Origin of the sequence: Edwardsiella anguillarum ET080813 (genome assembly GCF_000264765.2) — a bacterium.
In the GTDB taxonomy this organism is placed as follows: domain Bacteria; phylum Pseudomonadota; class Gammaproteobacteria; order Enterobacterales; family Enterobacteriaceae; genus Edwardsiella; species Edwardsiella anguillarum.
Map to the genome: position 1 here is coordinate 794,233 of NZ_CP006664.1, position 18,348 is coordinate 812,580.

Genomic DNA, 18,348 nt, shown 5'->3' on the forward strand with positions numbered 1-18,348 from the left:
TTTACTCCATTGCTTTATCAGGTTTATTCGTTTTATTTCCCTGCCCATTTTCAATATGAGCATGCCCGTTATAAGAGATTCGCATCATGGACATAGTAAAGGCGTTACTATCACATTTATCCTTAATGTCTCCAGTTGCCTCAATATCCATTTCGAAGCGGGCCTTCGACGCATTCTTAAAAATGATTGGCTTCCCCGCCCCATTCACGACAATCCCTGAGCGAGTCAAAACGACTGACTGTCCGAGATCATCAAATAACGCGACCTCCCCCTCATTCAAGCCGGAGAGGCGATAGCGGCGATCGGCAACAACGATAGCCACAGCATGAGAGCGATCGCCATCTGGGAACAAAACAACAGATTCAGAACCCGGCTTAGCCATGGCAGTGAACCCATAGGGTTCAAGATGCTCCACACCAGTCTTTTCATCACCACCTATCAGCGACACGTCGACAGTCTGACATTTCGATGCAGAGCTAATACTCTGAATAACTGCCCGACCTATCAGATTAAGTACCTTACGATTTAAGGCATCCATCATCCCCATTAGAATGGCTCCTCTTCCACTTTGCGCGTGCGCTTTCGCTGCGTCTTCGGCTCAGGGAGATAAGCATCAGGTGGACCGACACGCAGCTCTGCCAACGTTCCGCTGGCATCTTTGGTGAAGTGAACTTCTGAGATAAGGAGTTCTACGTTGTTAAAACCGCAGATCGGGTCATAAACGATGACCCGCTGGTTAGGCTGCCATAGGCTCCCATCCCCTTGGCGCCAGCCATAAACGGTGTACGTGGTTTCATCGGTACGCGCCGCTCTTTGCCGCGCTTCAAACTCAGCCCTAGCAATACACGTAGCGCCGGTTGACTGCCCTGTTTGCTGAACGTACATAGGGCGATAACGCGTGATCGAGGCATCGCTTGTTCTGGCACGCAATGCGGTCGTGGTGGCAACACCAAAATCATCATCATTCCCTGCCCGCTGTCCGGCGACCTGGTACACGGAAAACCGCTCACGAATGCTCTTTTCAGTATCACATGACAGGATATTTTCACCCAATACCAACGCCGTTACCGCTCGGGAGGCACCGACACCGCCAATCACTAAGCGCCCTCTCGGGTCGTCGTAAGCCAGCGCTTGCTGTTGGCCGAGTATCTTGTTCAATACCTCGATGACGGTTTCACCATGATCTGGCTGTACGCTGGGAATGGAGCCAGAAGGAGCGCCAGCATTAACGACGCTGATCCCGAAAGGCTTGGCTAAGGCCGAGGCAACCTGCACCAGAGATCGGCCATTAAACTGCGTAGGCTCTGCAGTGCAGTCGATGAGATCGGCGGTTAGGCTACGCCCAGATATCCCCGTACTGATTGATCGCCCGTCGTAACGGACTGGGGTCGCCTCGACCCAACCGGTGATCACAAGGTCATCACCGATCAGAACCTCAACTCGATCACCATTCTTCACTCTGGGTTGCAAGGTGGCTTTACCGTCATCACCTGGCCATTGTCGGGTGATCTCTACGTTAAAATCGCGCGCCAGACGCTCTATGCCAGCACCAATGCGCACAGACGTCCATCCACCCCACTCCCGCCCATTCACGCGCAAGGTAACGTTGTCATTCATCGTACTGGCACCTTAAGAGCTACAGGAGGAACAAACCCAGGATGCACCACTGCGTTGCGCTGGATAATTTCCCGCTCTCGCTCAGCATTGTCATACCAGGTGGCTGCTAGAACGATCGCAGGCGTAACCTCTGCGGGCGTTCTAACAACGGTTCGCTGTGTCTGTTCAAGGCGATCTTTGATATCCGCATTCAAATCAGTCTTTACACGCCGTAGCGCCAGGAAGATATCGTCATCCGATGCCCGCGCCATCTCCTTATCGATGGCAGCATTCATCGTTTCACGGATATCAACGAGATCATCCCACGTCACTAAGTCAGTAGCGGTTGCTGATACTGGCTGTCGCGGTGCCGTATTCAATGCAGGATGCGATACCGATGGCCATCCCGTTGTATCTTCGCTCCCGACAGACTTCGGCGGTGATGGCAGATTAGCTACAGCGGCAGCTGCTTCACTGATAGCGGTAGTTCTGATAGCACTGGTGATGTAGTTCGTTTGCTCAGTGCGATTTTGCGTTGTCACGCCATCCGTTTTCCACACTCCGCGCGGAGCCAGATCAGAACCAAGACTGATGCCGGATAATGATTTGATCATGGTGTATAGATCAGAGGCGTTACCCGATAGTCGATTACCGGCTCGCCACATTGATTGCAGGCCATCAACAAAGCCTTTCCCTGATGATGGCGGTGGCAACAGGACAGAGATATCGCCTTGCATTAGCCTGGCTGCGGCAGAAATCGCTGAATCGACCATCGACATCTTGTCACTGACAAAGGCCATGGCAGATCTCGCATTATCCAGCACGCCGTTTTGTACAAAATCAGGCATGCCATCCATGCCAAACTTCTCAAAACCACGACCGATACAATTATCTAGTGCGGAGCATGACGATGTCAGAGTCTGTGCTGTTGCCGCTCCTGCCGTTGGGTATGACAGTTCGCCGGCCTCAACAAAGCGCAAATCAAACCGAACCATCCGCCCTTCTTTGGCAGATGTTCGCACTCTAATTTCACCATCCACACATACAGACATCTCGCCATAGGCGGGATGAACCAGCGTGCCAGGCCCTGGCTTGTTCAATGCTTCGATCAGCCGATCGCGCTGCTCAAAGCAATCATCCCCTACCACATACGCAGTAAGTATTGGCCTCAGCGTTACCTTTCCAAGGTCCTCCGAGTAGGGCTTATCCCTATTTGGATATTCATGCGTTTCCGTACGGCGCCCTACTGGCGCTTCCTCATCCTCTACCTTGAACGTGACGCCTCGAAATGACGCGTCATGTAATCTATCTTTCCACGTCATATAGATCTCCAATATAAAAAAACCACCTAAAAAGGTGGTTTGCATTAGGAGTTAATGTTTACTTAGAAAGGTAAAGAGCTTTCTCGTAATTATTTTTTTGCGATTTTATAAATTCATTTCCAGCTGACTCCATAGAGGAAAGAAGATTCGCTCCCTTTTCTATCTTCACTGTTTTCCTTTCTAGAATCAGGTTGAATACAGGGATGTTTTCAGACATATACCTCACTGAAGAGACAAACTCAACTGTCGCATCACTCTTAATGCTTAAATTTTCTGCCGACAACTTATCCTCAGACTTACCTTTCATTTTATTAACATCATCGGCGATAGAGGTAAGCTTCTTAATCAAATCATCTTTAAACTGACTTGGATTTCCGTTAGAAATTATCTCCTGAGTATCATTGTCACCAATCTTTAAAGTAACATCTAGCAATTTATTCTCTTTGTATATATTACCAAGCTTTACATACCCATCCGATAAGCTGATAACATGCTCGTTTTTAAACGATATATCCCCAGACACCAAAAGTGATGAAAAAACGATGGACGCACCAACAATGACACTTGCAACAATATATCCCTTCATTATATTACCCTAAGTAAATAATTTAACAGATAAACATCATTAACAACAGATAGATGATCTATCCTCTACCTGATTATAACAATAATAGCAAATGTCATGCTGACTTCATCTCAATCCGACAGGGCTAATCCGTGTATAACCAACATCATGATTAACGCCGATTCCTGTAGCACGATTGTCTACAACTCGCATCCCCGGTGGGGCATCCTCAAACTTCACAGTAATCTCACCCTCTGGCTTCTTCTGTTGAGCTTGATTGATCTGGTACTGGTTGTATCCATAGCCACTAACACTACTACCTCCACCCCATGATGATGACTTCATCGAGGTTGCAGCAGAGGTAGCATCATCAGTAAACCAACTGATGATCGGACGCAACTTTTCCCACATGTCCTGAAACCATTGGACAATTGGCCCCCAATTATTAATCACTAACCCCAGTGGTGACCAGGCAAACACGGTCTTAAGCAACTCCCAGCCTGCCTCAAAATAAGGACTAACAGTTTCCCATAGCGCTTTGAAGTATGGGCCGACTGTGTCCCAATTAGCTATTAACAAACCTGCCGCGAGCGCAATACCGCGCACAACTATTCCGATCGGTGAAGCACTTGCAGCGGATGACATTATGTTCATTGCCATACTAGCCCCTAGCGTTGCTAATTTTAGGGCTGCAAATCCAGCTGCTGCACTAACCAAAGCTCGTACAACTTCAGGGTTACGGGAAATGAACTCTGTTGATTTAGCAATGAGAGGCATCATTCCAGCAGCACTAGCATTAATCTGAGGAAGAAGCGCGCTACCAATAGCAACTCCAGCGTGAGCCGCTTGATTTCTCAACAGTTGCAATTGGTTTGCCGTCGTCGCAGCTCTGGCTTCATATTCTTTTTGCATTGAGCCAGTATATTGCGATGCATCACCAACCATGTTGAAGTTTTTCTTCAAAAGTTCGAGGTTAGTTAGGGAAGGTGCGAACAAGTTCCTGATATGAGATCATCATATTCATCCGGAGCGCATCCCAGAGGGACATCATGAGCCATCAACTCACCTTCGCCGATAGTGAATTCAGCACTAAGCGCCGTCAGACCCGAAAAGAGATTTTCCTCTCCCGCATGGAGCAGATTCTGCCATGGCAGAATATGACCGCTGTCATCGAGCCGTTTTATCCCAAGGCGGGCAATGGCCGACGGCCCTATCCGCTGGAGACCATGCTGCGTATTCACTGCATGCAGCATTGGTACAACCTGAGCGACGGTGCCATGGAAGATGCCCTGTACGAAATCGCCTCCATGCGCCTGTTTGCCCGATTATCCCTGGATAGCGCCCTGCCGGATCGCACCACCATCATGAATTTCCGCCACCTGCTCGAGCAGCATCAACTGGCCCGTCAATTGTTCAAGACCATCAATCGCTGGCTGGCCGAAGCAGGCGTCATGATGACCCAAGGCACTTTGGTGGATGCCACCATCATTGAGGCACCCAGCTCTACCAAGAACAAAGAGCAGCAACGCGATCCGGAGATGCATCAGACCAAGAAAGGCAATCAGTGGCACTTTGGCATGAAGGCCCACATTGGTGTCGATGCCAAGAGTGGCCTGACCCACAGCCTAGTCACCACCGCGGCCAACGAGCATGACCTCAATCAGCTGGGTAATCTGCTTCATGGAGAGGAGCAATTTGTCTCAGCCGATGCCGGCTACCAAGGAGCGCCACAGCGCGAGGAGCTGGCCGAGGTGGATGTGGACTGGCTGATCGCCGAGCGTCCCGGCAAGGTAAAAACCTTGAAGCAGCATCCGCGCAAGAACAAAACGGCCATCAACATCGAATACATGAAAGCCAGCATCCGTGCCAAGGTAGAGCACCCGTTTCGCATCATCAAGCGGCAGTTCGGCTTCGTGAAAGCCAGATACAAGGGGCTGCTGAAAAACGATAACCAACTGGCGATGTTATTCACCCTGGCCAACCTGTTTCGGGTGGACCAAATGATACGTCAGTGGGAGAGATCTCACTAAAAACTGGGGATAACGCCTTAAATGGCGAAGAAACGGTCTAAATAGGCTGATTCAAGGCATTTACGGGAGAAAAAATCGGCTCAAACATGAAGAAATGAAATGACTGAGTCAGCCGAGAAGAATTTCCCCGCTTATTCGCACCTTCCTTAGCAGTGGGGCAATGGCTCCAATTGACTCTTTACCAAATAGCGCATTCAGCGCTTTTGGCTGCCTGGCCTTATCTAACTTTGAGATACTTGTGAGAACTTTAAGTATCGTTCCCTGAGCATCCTTTTGCATACCCACAGCAAGCTTTTTGGGATCAAAACCAAGGTGCTTGAATGCCTCCTGTTGCTGCTTTGACCCAGCAGTAATTGCCAACATGAAGTTTTTAATGCCGGTGGCGGCAACCTCCTGCTCAACACCTACGCCAGCAAGCGTTGCGCCAAGAGCTGCAATCTGACCAGACGCAATACCAGCAACCTCACCAAGAGGACCGATACGGGTAACGATATCAGAAATCTGCTTAGCGTTGGCTGCGCCATTGTTCGATAGATAGTTGATCTTATCAGCAAGAGCAACCACCTCCCCCTGAGTCATTTTGAAGGAGGTTCGCCACTTAGCCATCATCTCACCAGACTGATCAGCCGACTGGTCAAAGGCAACCCCCATTTTCAGGGCATCCTCTGCAAATTGCTTCAGGTCTTTCCTTGCAATGCCAGCCTGCCCGCCAGCGGCCACGAGTTTCGCAATATCATTGGCCGCCATAGGTAAGCGATCGGACATTTTTAAAATGTCCTCACCCATCTCAGAAAACTGCTTTGGCGTGTCAAAATCAACGACCTTACGGACATCAGCCATCTGCGACTCAAAGTCTATCGCAGCTTTAGCGCCGGAAATGAACGGAGCGGCAAAAGCACCGCCACCGATCAAGTCTCCCATAGAAAAGTCAGCCAGGCCGCTTGATTTGATTCCCTTGCGAAAACCTTTAATTTTCTTCTGCATAGAGGATAGCGCAGGAGAAAGCTTATCAACCCCGGTAATCAGGGCTTTCAGTTCGAACTCAGCCATTTGTGTTTTCCCGGTTGATGCGGTTAGCCTGCTCAGCAAGTAAGCCAAGTACTGAAAACGGTTCGTTGAGCATTTCTATAGGATTGACGTTCCAGTATTTCGCGCAATCAAAATAATAATTTAGGAGTTGTCCTGCGCTGATGTCCCGAGGAAAAAACCCAAAATATCCCAACTGATCGTGTTCAGATCTGCGGGCTGCATTTCATCAACTGAGCTCGGCGGAATTCCGGCTAGGCGTGAAATATATTTGGCAATAACACCAGAGTCCATTTTCACGCCAGCATCACTGCTCGTCATATACGGGAAACCTAGTTCACGAACATCCTTTCCTGTCGGCTCACGCATCTCCAATACATGGATATCCTCTCCATGAGCCCGAATTGATTTACTAAGTTTAATTTCTTTCATTATTGATACCCCCCTTCTTCACCGTGGAATTCAAGATCCGCCGTACCTTCTTCGGCGTTGTGGTTTGCCTCGCCATGCAACCAGGCAGACGAAAGCACATAGACCTGACCATTAGCCAGCTCGGCAGTGATGGTCATATCATCAGACGTAGTAATTTTGCTTACTGGAAATCCTTTCGGCACTTTCAGAGTGGCTTTGATATATGGCGCGCGATGCGTTTCCTTATAGTCATTGCTGCCATCCATCCCAGTAACGTCGTCCTTGACGTTCGTGTTCATCGGAACCTCAATGCCTCCGGTCAGCGAAAGTTGCTGCCCATCAACCTTGAAATAACAGGTGCCGCCAATACGGGCCATTATGCTGTCTCCTCTGCATACTGAGTGCGGAACTGGTTAACCACAGCGAAAACACGCAGCTGGTTAACGTAGTCCGGCGGGAACAAGGTGTTAATGCGGTTGGGATCGTTAGCATCACGCTCAACAATCAGATATTTTTTGAACAAGTCGTAGTTTTCTACGATCCCAGCGCGCTCAAGTTGGCGATAAATCGTCAGCAGCTCCCCCTTAATAACAGCGGGCGTGACGATCGCCTGACCGGGACCAAAGCGGGCGCCATCATTGGCGACCTTATGGCGCCCATATTTGCTGGTGATGACCGATTTTAAGCGGCGCAGGACATAGGCGCTGGTATGCAGCGTCTCACTATCGAGATAGCTGTTATCTTTCACGCCGTAAGCATTTTTCTTGTAGGTCGTTACATCACGCTGAATGCGTAACACGCCGCCTTCGACGTAGGCTGTCGCCACACCGTGAGACAACAGGGACTGCTGCTCCGTCATCGTAAAGCGCTTACCCTTCGGCGCCGGGAGCATGCCGATCAGCTCCCCTGTCTGCGTCGGCCTTGCCGGATCATTACGAATGAAAACGGCGTCGCGTGCGGTGCGGCTGGCCGCTAATTCATCCGCAGGGGCCTGCATGTCACTTTCATAACCGGCAAGCGTAATGTGCTGTTGGTTTAGCTGATCACCGGCAGACACCAGATCGGATAGCGTTCCGATTTTCGCTGTATAGACATGGCCATACAGCTGACGTGCATAGCTCCAACGCCCGCTGGTATCGTTCATTTCCGTAGCCAGCATGGTGAGTGAGGCCGTATCGTTGAACGGGTGACCGATATAATCAAACGGCTCATCAGCCATCGCAGCAATCGCTCCAGTCAGAACCGGTGCGCCAGATCCTTTAGTACCAGCAGCAATAGCAATTTGAACCCCTGCCGGTAACAGCTCACCACTACCAAACCCGTAGTAGTTCACCGTAACGGGGATTTCATTGCCGCATAGGCCTTTATGGCGAGCGGTCAGCGTAACGACACCCGCTGCAGAGGTTGCCGTAAACGGCAGAGTCACATCGGCAGTGACCGCGTCCTTGATACTACTGGCGACCGTAGCAACATCATCGCCATTGGTCACCGCCGCTTGTACGCGGGAATTACCGATATACAAAGAAATCGTGCCCGTCTCCGTAGCCGCGCCGGTTACTGTCAGCGTCACTGTCGCTGGCGTTCCCGTAGGTTCAGGCACCGCAATGACATACAGCTCACCAAACGGATCGGTTTTTCGGTACGCCTGCACCATCCGAGCCAACTGGCTACCGGGTCCACAAATCTGACGGGCGTAATCGGCCGATGGCATCAGCACCAGGCTATTAGGCGTAATGGCCGCCCCCGCGTTCACATAACCCAGCAAGAGCGATGCCCCGCTATCTTGGGCTGTATTAGCCGCAGAGTTGTCCATTTCAGCATAAAACAGCGGCACCAGCGCATTGCTGGGGATCGTGTTCATACTAATCGTCATTGGGTTTCACCTTATTCTCAGAGCGCTTGATATCACCGGCGGCCTCACGGCGGAGCCAGTAGTTATTCTCTTCTACGTTGCGGCCTTCTGACGGCAAAAGGTCGCCTCGGGCGGGATCAGGAACTGACCGCCCCTTTACAGGGATCACAAACATGGTGCCTCTCAGGGTGTCGGCGATGCCGGTGGGAATGAAATTTCTGTGTGGTGCTCGATGGTGCGGTCTGGGCCATCACCGGGATCGATAAAATCAACATCGATTGCCAGCGTTTTTAGGTCATCCAGCGCACTCAGTTCGTCAACCTGGCGGGTATCGTCATCAGTCAGTTCAATATCAACAGAAAAATCGAACTGGTAGATAAGCTCATGGCGGTTTAAATCAAGCAGCGCGCCACCCTCATAGGCGATCGGATTGCCCCGCTCATCCGGATTCCATCCCAGCAGCGCCTTAAACAGCATATGCCGTACATCATGCACCACATCGTAGGAAGCGAACTGGCCACGCTCATCGCGCCCATTGCTCAGCATGACAATGACAGAAAACCCCTCTTTGAGATCCTGCCAATAGTCTGTCTGGCTTTTTTGCTCTCCCGGCGCGTCATCCCCCGGAACAACATACGCCGCCGGCAGCCTTAACTTCCCTGCCTCGGGGAGATCTTTAAATTGCGCCGCCCCCGCAACACGATTCTCAAAAATCGGACATTTCGCGCGAAGCGTGGCGATAATTGGCGTGAGTTTCATCAGCGTTTTTTCTCCGGCTTGAGCGAGCTGCGCAACTCGCGCTTAAGGTAGTAGCGAGTCCAGCTGCTATTTTTTTGCAGGGTTTCAACCATGAAGTTATTGCGCGGAGCAATACGCCATCCACTGCCGCCAGACGCGCCGCGATGGTGTCCACGCTGCCGCCTCGCTCCGCCGCGAACGCCATAGAACAGGAAGGCCGGATAAAAATCATCGGTGATCATCCTGTTGCCATTACCATTACGCTGGTTAGGTGCAATGCGAACCATAAAACCGGGGCGGTTTTTACTGGCTCGGGGAACCATGTAACCGATTGAGCGTGCCAGACGCCCCGTCCTATACCCGGGGTTTTCTCCCGCAGCAGAGCGCTCTCTTCGCATTACCAAGCGGCGGGCATCACGCATATGCACCTGGCCAATCTTGATGAATGCGCGGCGCACTCTGGCGCGGTTAAAGCGCATATCTGAGGGCTGCTGGAATTCAACGTGTAAAAATTGATCCACTTCCTCCCCCTCCCGATGATGCGGCGGCAATCTCACCAAGATCGGTGCATTCGATTAGCAAGAACCGCTGCTTGCCATTCAAATCCCTAGCGCGCTTGACTCTAAAAACGTTATCGCCGTGGACTATTTCATAATCAGCCGTGATCCCTTTCCGCCAGCGAATCGTTACGTAGTGCGTAATAGCGTTATCCGTCTGCGCCGTATCACGATATGTCGTAGCGCTGGTCTGCACGACCTTAGCCCAAGCGTAAAATTTAATGGGATAAGTGGGTTGCACCCCAAAATCAGACGACGGTGAATCAACCCGCTGACGGATAAGAACACGCCGATTGAGCTCCCCGGGATCGGGGAGGATATATGCAGCGCTGGTTTGCGCGTGTCGTAGCTTCATAGCGTAATATACCGATAGGGACTGACGAGCCAGGTATACGACTGCGGCACCTCAACCCGCTCTACCTCGCTCACAGACGAGCGATTCTCGTAATACGTGGTCAAAAGTAGAAGCATGCCAAGAATGACATCGTCGGGCACAATCAAACCATCCGGATCCGATGGAGGAACGCTAGTACCAGGTGGATACAACTTCCGATTCAGGTATGTTTCTGTCCGCGCCTGAACGGCCTTACCCAACAGAGTTAACAGGCTGTCCTCATCGATATAATCGGGCTCCAACCTTAGCTGCTGCTTGATTTGATCCAACGACAGAATCATAGAAGTTCTCCATGCCCGCCAAACGGCGGGCATAAAAAAACCGCTTTCGCGGCAGAGTGTCGTGCTCGGATCCGGTTATACCGGTTTGCCTACCAACGCCTTGATGGCAGCGACATCCTCCAGCACGCAATCGAAGCGGTGGAATGCCAGGAAGGCGGTCTGGTCAAGCTCTGCATAGCGCTCATCGAGACGCTTCAGCGTCATGTAAGTGACACGGCGCAGGATAAAGCGATCGAAATCGCCCAGGAACACGAACTTTTTACCCGCCGCAATCCCATCAATCGCCTGATCGATAACATAGGGTACGTTCAGGATTGTCGCCGGGGTGCCGCCCGCGACATCAGGCAACCACAGCGGGCGATTTTGACCATCGACCATCTCTTCGATAGCCTGCAGCGTAGCGTCGTTAAATGCCCAGCGGAATTTACCCCCGCCGCGATAAGCAGGATCGATAGCATGCTTAAGCGCGTTCATTTCCTGCCACGTAAACTTCGTAGCAACAGCCGTGCTCACTGTCCCCGTCACTGAGGTAACCAGGCCTTTCGGCTGCACTGGCGTACCGGTGCCAGTACCCTGCACAAGATACTTCGCCTCGCCTCGGCCAATACGCTGGCCAATACGGGATGCCAAATAGGCGCCAATATCAACGCCGCTATCCTGCAGCAGCTCGTTGGATACTCGGATCATCTTTGACGACAGCTTCTTAGCACCCAGCGTTGCACTGCCGAAGGTGACATCTTCCTCAGACACAGCAGTATTTTCGCCCAGCAGCTCACCCTCTTCGGCAGTCCCGTCCGAGGTAGCCCAGGAGATATCGCGCCCTTCAGCCGTTGTCAGGATCTGTGCCACGCTGGCAATGCCGCCGTAAGCTTTCATTGAGTCGACGATTTTGTTCATCATCGTCTTCGGAACGGTATAACCACCTTTCGCGTCAGGTGACACCCCCTGCGCACGCAGCTCTTGGCGCTCTTCCTGAGACAAGCCACCAAAACCGCTCCGTAAATAGCGATCAAATGCGGCTGCACGGCGCTCTGCCTGCTGGGCATCAGGATTGTCTTGGCCGCCACGCTGTTCAGGCTCGTTGGCTACCACGGTATCCAGATCGATACGACGCAGCTCTTCTTCGCGCGTAATCTGCGCATCCAACGCATCCAGCTCTTGCTTGGCCGCGTTCCATTGAGTGCGCTGCTCATCGCTCCAGGTGTTATCACCGATTTTTTCATGCAGTGCGCGCATATCGGCCGCGATCGTATTACGTTTTTGTTTCAGTTCATGCAATTTCATATTTTTTCCTTACGCATTAAGAAGAGTCAGCAGACGCTCACGCGCCATTCGTTTATTGATGGCCTGCGCCAGCGCTCCGCTGTCGCGCGCCTCCTGCCAGGCTTTCATGGAGCGAACCCCAGAATCGGCCTCTTGATAAGCCGGATAGGTCACCGGGCTCACATCAAATAGCCGAGAAAAACGAGAGATCTCGCGGATGACGATACCTTCATCATCCTCGTACCAATGCTCACCATCGCGCGCTATGCGGAAGGAAAAAGAGGATTGGTTAATATCACCGCGCATCATCGGAGCAATAACCAGATCGCGGATCGTCTGCGTATCCGGCGCTTCAATGTCATATCTCAGCCCATTATCATCAACAGCCAACGAGAGTGTGCCGGCGGTGCTGCGGCCTAGAATAAAGTTGGGATCGTGGTTAAAGAGGCCTCGCACGTCATCACTCAGTACATCGTCAAACGCTCCCGGCTTAATAATCTCCCGAAAGCCCCATAACGGCTCTGAGCGGCTATTGAACACCGAGCCATACCCGATAATCCGCGTCGGCTGCTCGCTGTGTTGCTCCGCCCTGACCTCGCCGCTATAACAGCGAACCTCGCGATCATCCATCGGTGTTATCCTCACTTTTTTTGTCAGTGGTAAAGTCTTTCGCCGGGTTGGCCGCATTCACGCTAACCAGCATTTCATCCAGCCCATCGACTGGATTCATATCCTCAAAGGCTCGCGCCTCATTGCGGCTCATCCAGCCATCGGTGATGGCGTAGTGATAGAATTGAGCGCGTTCCTGCGGCGTGCCACGCAGCAATCCAGTCAGGTTAAAACGGACATAGAAACCGGCAGCCCGCTCTGCACGGGTGAATAAGCGGCGATTAAGCTCCTGCTCCCAATTCGTCACCCAAGGCATCATGGTGTAACGAACAAACTGAATAGCCTGCTGAGTGATATTGGAGAACGTAGCCTTCTCCAGATCGTTAATCATGTGAGCGGGAACGTTGAAAATTCCGGCAATCATCGATCTGTTCAGCTTTGACATATCAATGATCTGGGCGTCAATCGGCGATACAGTCAGTGCCTTATAATCCATATCGACTGGCAGCAGCATGGTTTTATTTTCCTGGCTGCGTAACGCCAGTGATGCCTTCTTCCACTGTTCTTTAAGCCATGCCCAGGAATCATTATTCAGTTGGCCTTTAACGGATACGATCCCAGCTGGACGCGCGTTTCCGCTAAAGAAGCTCTCCGTATACTTCTGCCCGCTCATACCCATGCCGATTGTTTCGGCATGCTGCATGATTGGGCTAAGCCCCATTTTCTGGTTATTCCCCAGCGCCCGGATATGGATCATGTCATCAGGGCTAATGGCAAAAGCGCCCTCCTCGTTATATAGGCCATAGGTATAGCGCCCACCGGTTTGCAATAACGCTGTTTGCCATGGCATACAGCAATCCAGCCCAATGACCTCGCCGCGTCGATTCCGTTTTACCCAGGTGTAGCCATTCCCCCACCCCAAAATGTGACGCTGTTTTAACTCGCGCCACTTATAGCTGGTTTGCCAGGCATTCGGCTCATCATGGATGAGGTAAAAAACAGGGTGATCACGTGCCACCTCAACCTTTTTGTCATGCTTGCGCATTACGTGAAGCGGCATCTGGGCAAGGTTCGACGATAGGACGTAAATACAGGAGTAAACTGCCGCCAATTTCATGGCTGTTTCTGGGCTAACACGCTCCCCTGAAAGCAGTATCCCCCCCGTATCCACTGACTCCGCAGTAAGCGGATTCGCCGGGTTTTCCAGTGACTCACTTCTAAATATCGCATCAAGAAGCACGCGCCCTCCTTCTGGCTATTGCCAGGGCCCCAGCCAGCAGCAACCCGCCAGAGATCATAAGAGCCGGAGCGACGCCAAGCTGGAGATAGACGCCAGCCGTGAACAGGCCGAAACCGACCAGCCCGATAACATCGGAAATGAGTGATTTCATAAGATTAAGAGGTCATCATCCGGATCGAGAGTTGAAAGAAAATCGCTAGGCTCTTTAATCATTGCCCGTCCGATCGCCATAATTAGCGCTACCGCGCCATCGATTTTGTTTTCGTTCTGCTCTTTAATCGGCTTCACGACATCATCGTTTCCTGGGATATTCTTCCCGACGACGTTGCCGATACACCACGTCATGATGGGATTACCGTCATGATGAAAGCGGCCAGACTCGATCGCGGCCTCGAGCTCCTTCATCGGATCAGACATGTTGGTATAGTTCTGGATAATCGTGATGGGGTTTAACCCCTCATCGGCCATATCGTGAGAAAGGCCGGTGGCGCCGAACGGGTCAATCGGTGACTCGCTTACCGGGTTCAACTTATTGGCAGCCTTGGCTTCTTCCAGGATGTAGCGATAGTCAACCTCAGCACCATCAGTAACAGACAGAACCCCCATCTCAACCCATTTTTGAAAACGCTCTGCGGTTCGTCGGTCTTCATTTTTCTCGACACTAAAAACCGTGTCATAGGGCACCCAGAAGCGTGGGGAAACGCTGTAGTAATGCGTCTTCCCATCAATCTCTCGAGTGAACAAGCGCGCCATGCTGTTCATGTCCAGCTTTCGCGCCAGGTCGAATGCAAGGATGCACGGCTGCCCCTCAAACTGTTCTAGCGTGAGTGTCTTGTCCTCGCAGTTCTGCCAGGAAACCAGATTGAAGAAAGCAGCACGAGCAGCAACCCAGATGTTGAGGTGCTTGGTTTTAAATACCCCGGCTTGACGGGGATTGTTTACCGCCCTTTGCTGTTGGCTAAGCAAGAAATCACGGTATACCGACACCCCCATATTGGGGTTGGCTTTCTCTAATACAGCCGGATCTGTCCAGTCGTCACCCTCATCGACGGTGTAAATCACACCGAATAGCTCTTCGTTGGGTACAGAGCCATTCAGCATCTCGATCACCTCGCGGCGCTTGTCATAACACGGCCCCTCGATGTTGTACCCCGCCGTTGTGATCGCCCACATCAGCGGCTGCCGGCGCGCGCCCATACCTGTCAGCATGGTTGTGTAAAGCGCATCAGTAGGGTGTTCGTGATACTCATCGACGATAGCGCAATGAGGCGATGAGCCGTCACCGGGATTACCAATCAGTGGCTCGAAGCGGGCGCCATCCTCTGGCCGATTCAGGTTAGAGGCGTTGACCTCGATGCCGAACGCCTCGACCAGTAGCGGTGTCCGCTTGCACATCAAGCGCGCAGGACGGAAGACTTCCCACGCCTGTTTTTCTGTCGTTGCGCCGGAGTAAACCTCAGCGCCGAATTCGTTATCACAGGTGAAGCAATACAGCGCGACGCCAGCAGAAATTGCCGACTTGCCATTCTTACGGGGGATCTCTGTGTAGACCTCTCGGAAACGACGCAACTTTGTGCCTTTCTGGACCCAGCCGAACGCACAGCAAACGATAAAGAGTTGCCACGGTTCCAACGTTATCGGCATGCGCTTAAATGCCCACTCCCCCTTGGTGTGAGGGAGCAACTGAATAAACTTCGCCGCCTTTTCCGCCAGATCTTTATCGAAGCGATAACGGAATTTTTTACTTTTCTCTATGGTGAGATCGTCAAGATGCCGCTGACATGCCTGGACAACAAACTGACACGCCGGGATCTTCCCCCTTACAACGTTGCGGGCATATTGATTTGCTGCATTGACGTTGGGATATGATTTTCGGCTCATGATTCGATCATCTTAAGAAATGGGTTGCTCGCCTTCTTCTGTCCGGCCAAACCGATAAGGCGCTGACGACTACTAGGATCAAGCCCGAGCATTGAGCCTGTGGAGCTCATTTCCGACTCTTGTTCTTTCTTCGCCGTCAATTCAGGGTTTTTTACCGTTCCGCCAGTGGCACCAGGGATCGTGTTTCCTTGAGTGGCGATTTTCCTTACCGCACGACGCCAAAACTCATACGCCACACACCAACGCTCCAGCACGGCAAGGTCTGTCACGCATAACAGTCCCTGCCCGCACAGCTCCTTCGTCGTCAGCTTCCACATAATCGTGGCGAGCGGGAGATCGTCTTCACTAAACCACTCGGGCGGCTCAACACCGGCAATGGGCGTGAATACCGGCTCGTTTTTATTGAGGGTCCGTTTGCCCGGATTTCCGGCCAGTTCCTTGCGTGCCGTTGGCTTCGGACGACGCCCAGACCGACCAGCAGTACCAGCCATAAAAGCTCCGGATTAAATTTCATTTTTCGCGGTCATAAAAATTGAAGGAGGCGGGCAGTACGGAAGGGCTTAGGCGGTAGAGATTTACCCACCCCCTACCCTCTGTAGACGACGATGACGATAGTCACCCTAACCTTTCACGCGCGGTCTTCGACGCGTGACATGACCAGCACAGGCTCTCTAGGTTGCTGTCTGCATCCGTTCCGCCATACGCCTTTGCAATGATGTGGTCAACACAAGATGCCTGCTTCACGATTCCCTGCCGTAAATGATTCCTGCATAGCCCCTTGTCGCGCTTTAATACACGGGCTCGGATGACATCCCACTTCGATCCATAGCCTCTCTGGTGCCGCGACTGACCCGGCTTATATGACTTCCATCCCTGGCCCTTGTGCGCGGCGCAGTATCCATCGGGATCAGTGGTTGTATTCCCACACCCGCGAACGCGGCACGACTTCGGTGTTCTTGGTGGCATTCCCATTCCCCTCAATTTCTTTTTGCTGCCGCAACACCGCAGCACGCTGTTCAATACGAACCATGCCAGCGTGCGTCTTCTGGCAGAATTGAACGATGTGCGTTCTAGAGCCACAGTAAGTGCAGCGCCTATTAGTTATTTGAAGTCGATAATTTTTTTTCATATACCCACCATTAAAAAATGTATAAACATTAAGTAAAAATTCTTTAACTCAAACTCGCAAGCATTTAAAATACATGATCACACTTCTTATAGACTCAACTGGAAATAACAATGCAATTAGAATTTATACAACTCTTATCGACAATCATTGGTTTCATTGGTACATCTGCTATGGCATATGCATCCTATGGTCTTGAACCACCACCAGTAGCACAATGTTGCCCCGCTGAATATGAAGCAATAGTCAACAAAAAAAACAACAGGAGAATAAAAATAAACAAGATTGGGTTACTTCTTTTATGCTTAAGTTTTCTACTCCAAATATTTTCATTGACAAATGAAAACTCACCACAGATGGTTATAAATGTAATAATCAATAAGTAAGTCAATAAAGCAATCTCTCGCAAAAATAAATCAACTCCAGTTAAAAATGCCGCTTATCGCGGCAATATAACAAAAACACATAAAACAAATGATTAACAAGCCATAGAGCTTCTATGTTTTTTGATTTCATCCTTAACAAATTGCAAGAATGTTGGTTGTGGCGAATGATTAAGCTTAACCACACTGGGAAAGCCCGGAGAAGAACGGTAGCGAGCGTCGAACTCACTGCGAGAAACTATAAACTCATCTATTTGAACAATACTTTTCTGATGTGATATCCCACTAGAGTGCTCATCTAGAACTTTAACAACACAATGTTCACTCATTTCAATGAGATCATATCGAACAAGATGTTCGCTTTCATCAGACGTAGCATACAATATTGTAACTTTATCATATATCATAATAATACCTCTTATTTATTGATTTATAATCATAGTTCAATAAATGCATACTATAAAAATACTCAAAAAGATGGCATTCCCTATTTATCCATACACTATAACTTTACATGCCGGATCGCTGCCTTATCCGCATTGCACTGGCCTAACGCTGATAGCAGGCTGACATTCAAATCCAAGCTGCCCCCCCAGGTCAGCGGATCAGGTACAACGGGTACTGGCGTATCAGCGGTTAACTCAGCGCTGATCGGTAGCACTGGCGCCGGGACGTATACCGTCCGCGTATTGACGCAGCCGCTGAGCAGCGACAGCAGGCACAGGCCGACTAGTGCAATCATCGCCCGCAACAGCCACCGCGATATCTCGCGCGGCTCTCTGTGACTCCAGTGCGATCTGGTGCTTTGCATTTCGATTAGCCTCCACCGCCTGATTCATGATGTTGAGCGTCAGCATCACGTTGTCTGTAATCGCCTGAGCTTCCCCGGCATCACGCTGTGACCATTTGGCCTGCCACGCTCGATCAGCCTCAGCCTTTCCATCTGCATGGCCAGCGGCATAGCGCCAGGACGATAGCCCCCAATACGACAAAGTCACCGCCGCGATTAGCGCCAGTGGCTTCCATAACCGTTCACCAACCATGTAATCCCACCCTTGATAGTGATGACCGATG

The 18,348-nt window shown here is 51.1% G+C and carries 24 protein-coding genes and 1 pseudogene; 1 reads left to right on the forward strand and 24 read right to left on the reverse strand.

The window, feature by feature from the left end:
• Position 1: 1 nt before the first annotated feature.
• The 5 genes from ETEE_RS03675 to ETEE_RS03695 form a co-directional block, all read right to left on the reverse strand.
• On the reverse strand, positions 2-547 hold the full coding sequence (locus ETEE_RS03675; RefSeq protein ID WP_034166138.1) for a phage baseplate assembly protein domain-containing protein: 546 nt from the start codon (positions 545-547) through the stop codon (positions 2-4).
• Positions 547-1,617: a phage baseplate assembly protein gene (locus ETEE_RS03680; protein WP_034166057.1), complete on the reverse strand. Its 1,071-nt coding sequence runs from the start codon at positions 1,615-1,617 to the stop codon at positions 547-549. The genes ETEE_RS03675 and ETEE_RS03680 overlap by 1 nt, the downstream gene beginning before the upstream one ends.
• On the reverse strand, positions 1,614-2,918 hold the full coding sequence (locus ETEE_RS03685; protein ID WP_034166058.1) for a DNA circularization protein: 1,305 nt from the start codon (positions 2,916-2,918) through the stop codon (positions 1,614-1,616). Before ETEE_RS03685 ends, ETEE_RS03680 begins: the two co-directional genes overlap by 4 nt.
• 58 nt (positions 2,919-2,976) lie before the next feature.
• Entirely contained in the window at positions 2,977-3,504 is a 528-nt protein-coding gene (locus ETEE_RS03690; protein ID WP_034166056.1) for a hypothetical protein, read from the reverse strand.
• 105 nt (positions 3,505-3,609) lie between these two features.
• Positions 3,610-4,479 (reverse strand): phage tail tape measure protein, encoded by an 870-nt coding sequence (locus tag ETEE_RS03695; RefSeq protein WP_227625200.1) that lies wholly within the window; start codon positions 4,477-4,479, stop codon positions 3,610-3,612.
• Between the two features lie 53 nt (positions 4,480-4,532).
• Between ETEE_RS03695 and ETEE_RS03700 the strand changes: the two genes are divergently transcribed.
• Positions 4,533-5,513 carry an IS5-like element ISKpn26 family transposase gene (locus ETEE_RS03700; protein ID WP_000019440.1) on the forward strand — a complete coding sequence of 327 codons (981 nt, stop codon included), beginning with the start codon at positions 4,533-4,535 and terminating at the stop codon, positions 5,511-5,513.
• A gap of 147 nt (positions 5,514-5,660) precedes the next feature.
• Here ETEE_RS03700 and ETEE_RS03705 read toward each other — a convergent pair.
• From ETEE_RS03705 to ETEE_RS20780, 19 genes and pseudogenes are all read right to left on the reverse strand, one after another.
• Positions 5,661-6,563 (reverse strand): annotated as a pseudogene (locus ETEE_RS03705) (phage tail tape measure protein); the annotation flags it as partial.
• A gap of 120 nt (positions 6,564-6,683) precedes the next feature.
• Positions 6,684-6,971, reverse strand: coding sequence for a phage tail assembly protein (locus tag ETEE_RS03710; RefSeq protein ID WP_034166070.1), 288 nt, complete (start codon positions 6,969-6,971; stop codon positions 6,684-6,686).
• Positions 6,971-7,327: a phage tail tube protein gene (locus ETEE_RS03715; protein ID WP_034166071.1), complete on the reverse strand. Its 357-nt coding sequence runs from the start codon at positions 7,325-7,327 to the stop codon at positions 6,971-6,973. Before ETEE_RS03715 ends, ETEE_RS03710 begins: the two co-directional genes overlap by 1 nt.
• On the reverse strand, positions 7,327-8,823 hold the full coding sequence (locus ETEE_RS03720; RefSeq protein ID WP_034166073.1) for a phage tail sheath subtilisin-like domain-containing protein: 1,497 nt from the start codon (positions 8,821-8,823) through the stop codon (positions 7,327-7,329). Before ETEE_RS03720 ends, ETEE_RS03715 begins: the two co-directional genes overlap by 1 nt.
• Entirely contained in the window at positions 8,813-8,977 is a 165-nt protein-coding gene (locus ETEE_RS19740) for a DUF2635 domain-containing protein (protein ID WP_005288483.1), read from the reverse strand. Before ETEE_RS19740 ends, ETEE_RS03720 begins: the two co-directional genes overlap by 11 nt.
• A gap of 8 nt (positions 8,978-8,985) precedes the next feature.
• Positions 8,986-9,561, reverse strand: a complete 576-nt coding sequence (locus tag ETEE_RS03725) for a phage tail terminator protein (protein WP_034171917.1) — start codon at positions 9,559-9,561, stop codon at positions 8,986-8,988.
• Positions 9,561-10,019 carry a hypothetical protein gene (locus ETEE_RS03730; RefSeq protein WP_051905074.1) on the reverse strand — a complete coding sequence of 153 codons (459 nt, stop codon included), beginning with the start codon at positions 10,017-10,019 and terminating at the stop codon, positions 9,561-9,563. Before ETEE_RS03730 ends, ETEE_RS03725 begins: the two co-directional genes overlap by 1 nt.
• A gap of 19 nt (positions 10,020-10,038) precedes the next feature.
• Complete coding sequence (locus tag ETEE_RS03735; protein ID WP_034166081.1) at positions 10,039-10,452, reverse strand: phage head closure protein; 414 nt, start codon at positions 10,450-10,452, stop codon at positions 10,039-10,041.
• Entirely contained in the window at positions 10,449-10,772 is a 324-nt protein-coding gene (locus ETEE_RS03740) for a head-tail connector protein (protein WP_034166080.1), read from the reverse strand. The genes ETEE_RS03735 and ETEE_RS03740 overlap by 4 nt, the downstream gene beginning before the upstream one ends.
• Positions 10,773-10,847: 75 nt before the next feature.
• Complete coding sequence (locus ETEE_RS03745) at positions 10,848-12,056, reverse strand: phage major capsid protein (protein WP_034166078.1); 1,209 nt, start codon at positions 12,054-12,056, stop codon at positions 10,848-10,850.
• 9 nt (positions 12,057-12,065) lie between these two features.
• Positions 12,066-12,665 carry an HK97 family phage prohead protease gene (locus ETEE_RS03750; protein ID WP_034166077.1) on the reverse strand — a complete coding sequence of 200 codons (600 nt, stop codon included), beginning with the start codon at positions 12,663-12,665 and terminating at the stop codon, positions 12,066-12,068.
• Positions 12,658-13,884 carry a phage portal protein gene (locus ETEE_RS03755; RefSeq protein ID WP_038631226.1) on the reverse strand — a complete coding sequence of 409 codons (1,227 nt, stop codon included), beginning with the start codon at positions 13,882-13,884 and terminating at the stop codon, positions 12,658-12,660. The genes ETEE_RS03750 and ETEE_RS03755 overlap by 8 nt, the downstream gene beginning before the upstream one ends.
• 147 nt (positions 13,885-14,031) lie before the next feature.
• The gene (locus ETEE_RS03765; protein WP_034166098.1) at positions 14,032-15,765 is read right to left on the reverse strand and encodes a terminase large subunit; all 1,734 of its coding nucleotides are present in this window, start codon (positions 15,763-15,765) and stop codon (positions 14,032-14,034) included.
• Positions 15,762-16,256, reverse strand: coding sequence for a phage terminase small subunit P27 family (locus ETEE_RS03770; protein WP_005288507.1), 495 nt, complete (start codon positions 16,254-16,256; stop codon positions 15,762-15,764). The genes ETEE_RS03765 and ETEE_RS03770 overlap by 4 nt, the downstream gene beginning before the upstream one ends.
• Before the next feature lie 124 nt (positions 16,257-16,380).
• On the reverse strand, positions 16,381-16,731 hold the full coding sequence (locus tag ETEE_RS19745; protein ID WP_034166152.1) for an HNH endonuclease: 351 nt from the start codon (positions 16,729-16,731) through the stop codon (positions 16,381-16,383).
• Entirely contained in the window at positions 16,673-16,795 is a 123-nt protein-coding gene (locus tag ETEE_RS22185; protein WP_265102060.1) for a hypothetical protein, read from the reverse strand. The genes ETEE_RS19745 and ETEE_RS22185 overlap by 59 nt, the downstream gene beginning before the upstream one ends.
• A gap of 574 nt (positions 16,796-17,369) precedes the next feature.
• Positions 17,370-17,681 (reverse strand): hypothetical protein, encoded by a 312-nt coding sequence (locus ETEE_RS21795; protein ID WP_227625201.1) that lies wholly within the window; start codon positions 17,679-17,681, stop codon positions 17,370-17,372.
• Positions 17,682-17,776: 95 nt separating this feature from the next.
• Positions 17,777-18,025: an Rz1-like lysis system protein LysC gene (gene lysC, locus ETEE_RS21800; RefSeq protein WP_420842366.1), complete on the reverse strand. Its 249-nt coding sequence runs from the start codon at positions 18,023-18,025 to the stop codon at positions 17,777-17,779.
• Positions 17,916-18,317: a hypothetical protein gene (locus ETEE_RS20780; protein WP_038631236.1), complete on the reverse strand. Its 402-nt coding sequence runs from the start codon at positions 18,315-18,317 to the stop codon at positions 17,916-17,918. Before ETEE_RS20780 ends, lysC begins: the two co-directional genes overlap by 110 nt.
• Between the last annotated feature and the right edge of the window lie 31 nt (positions 18,318-18,348).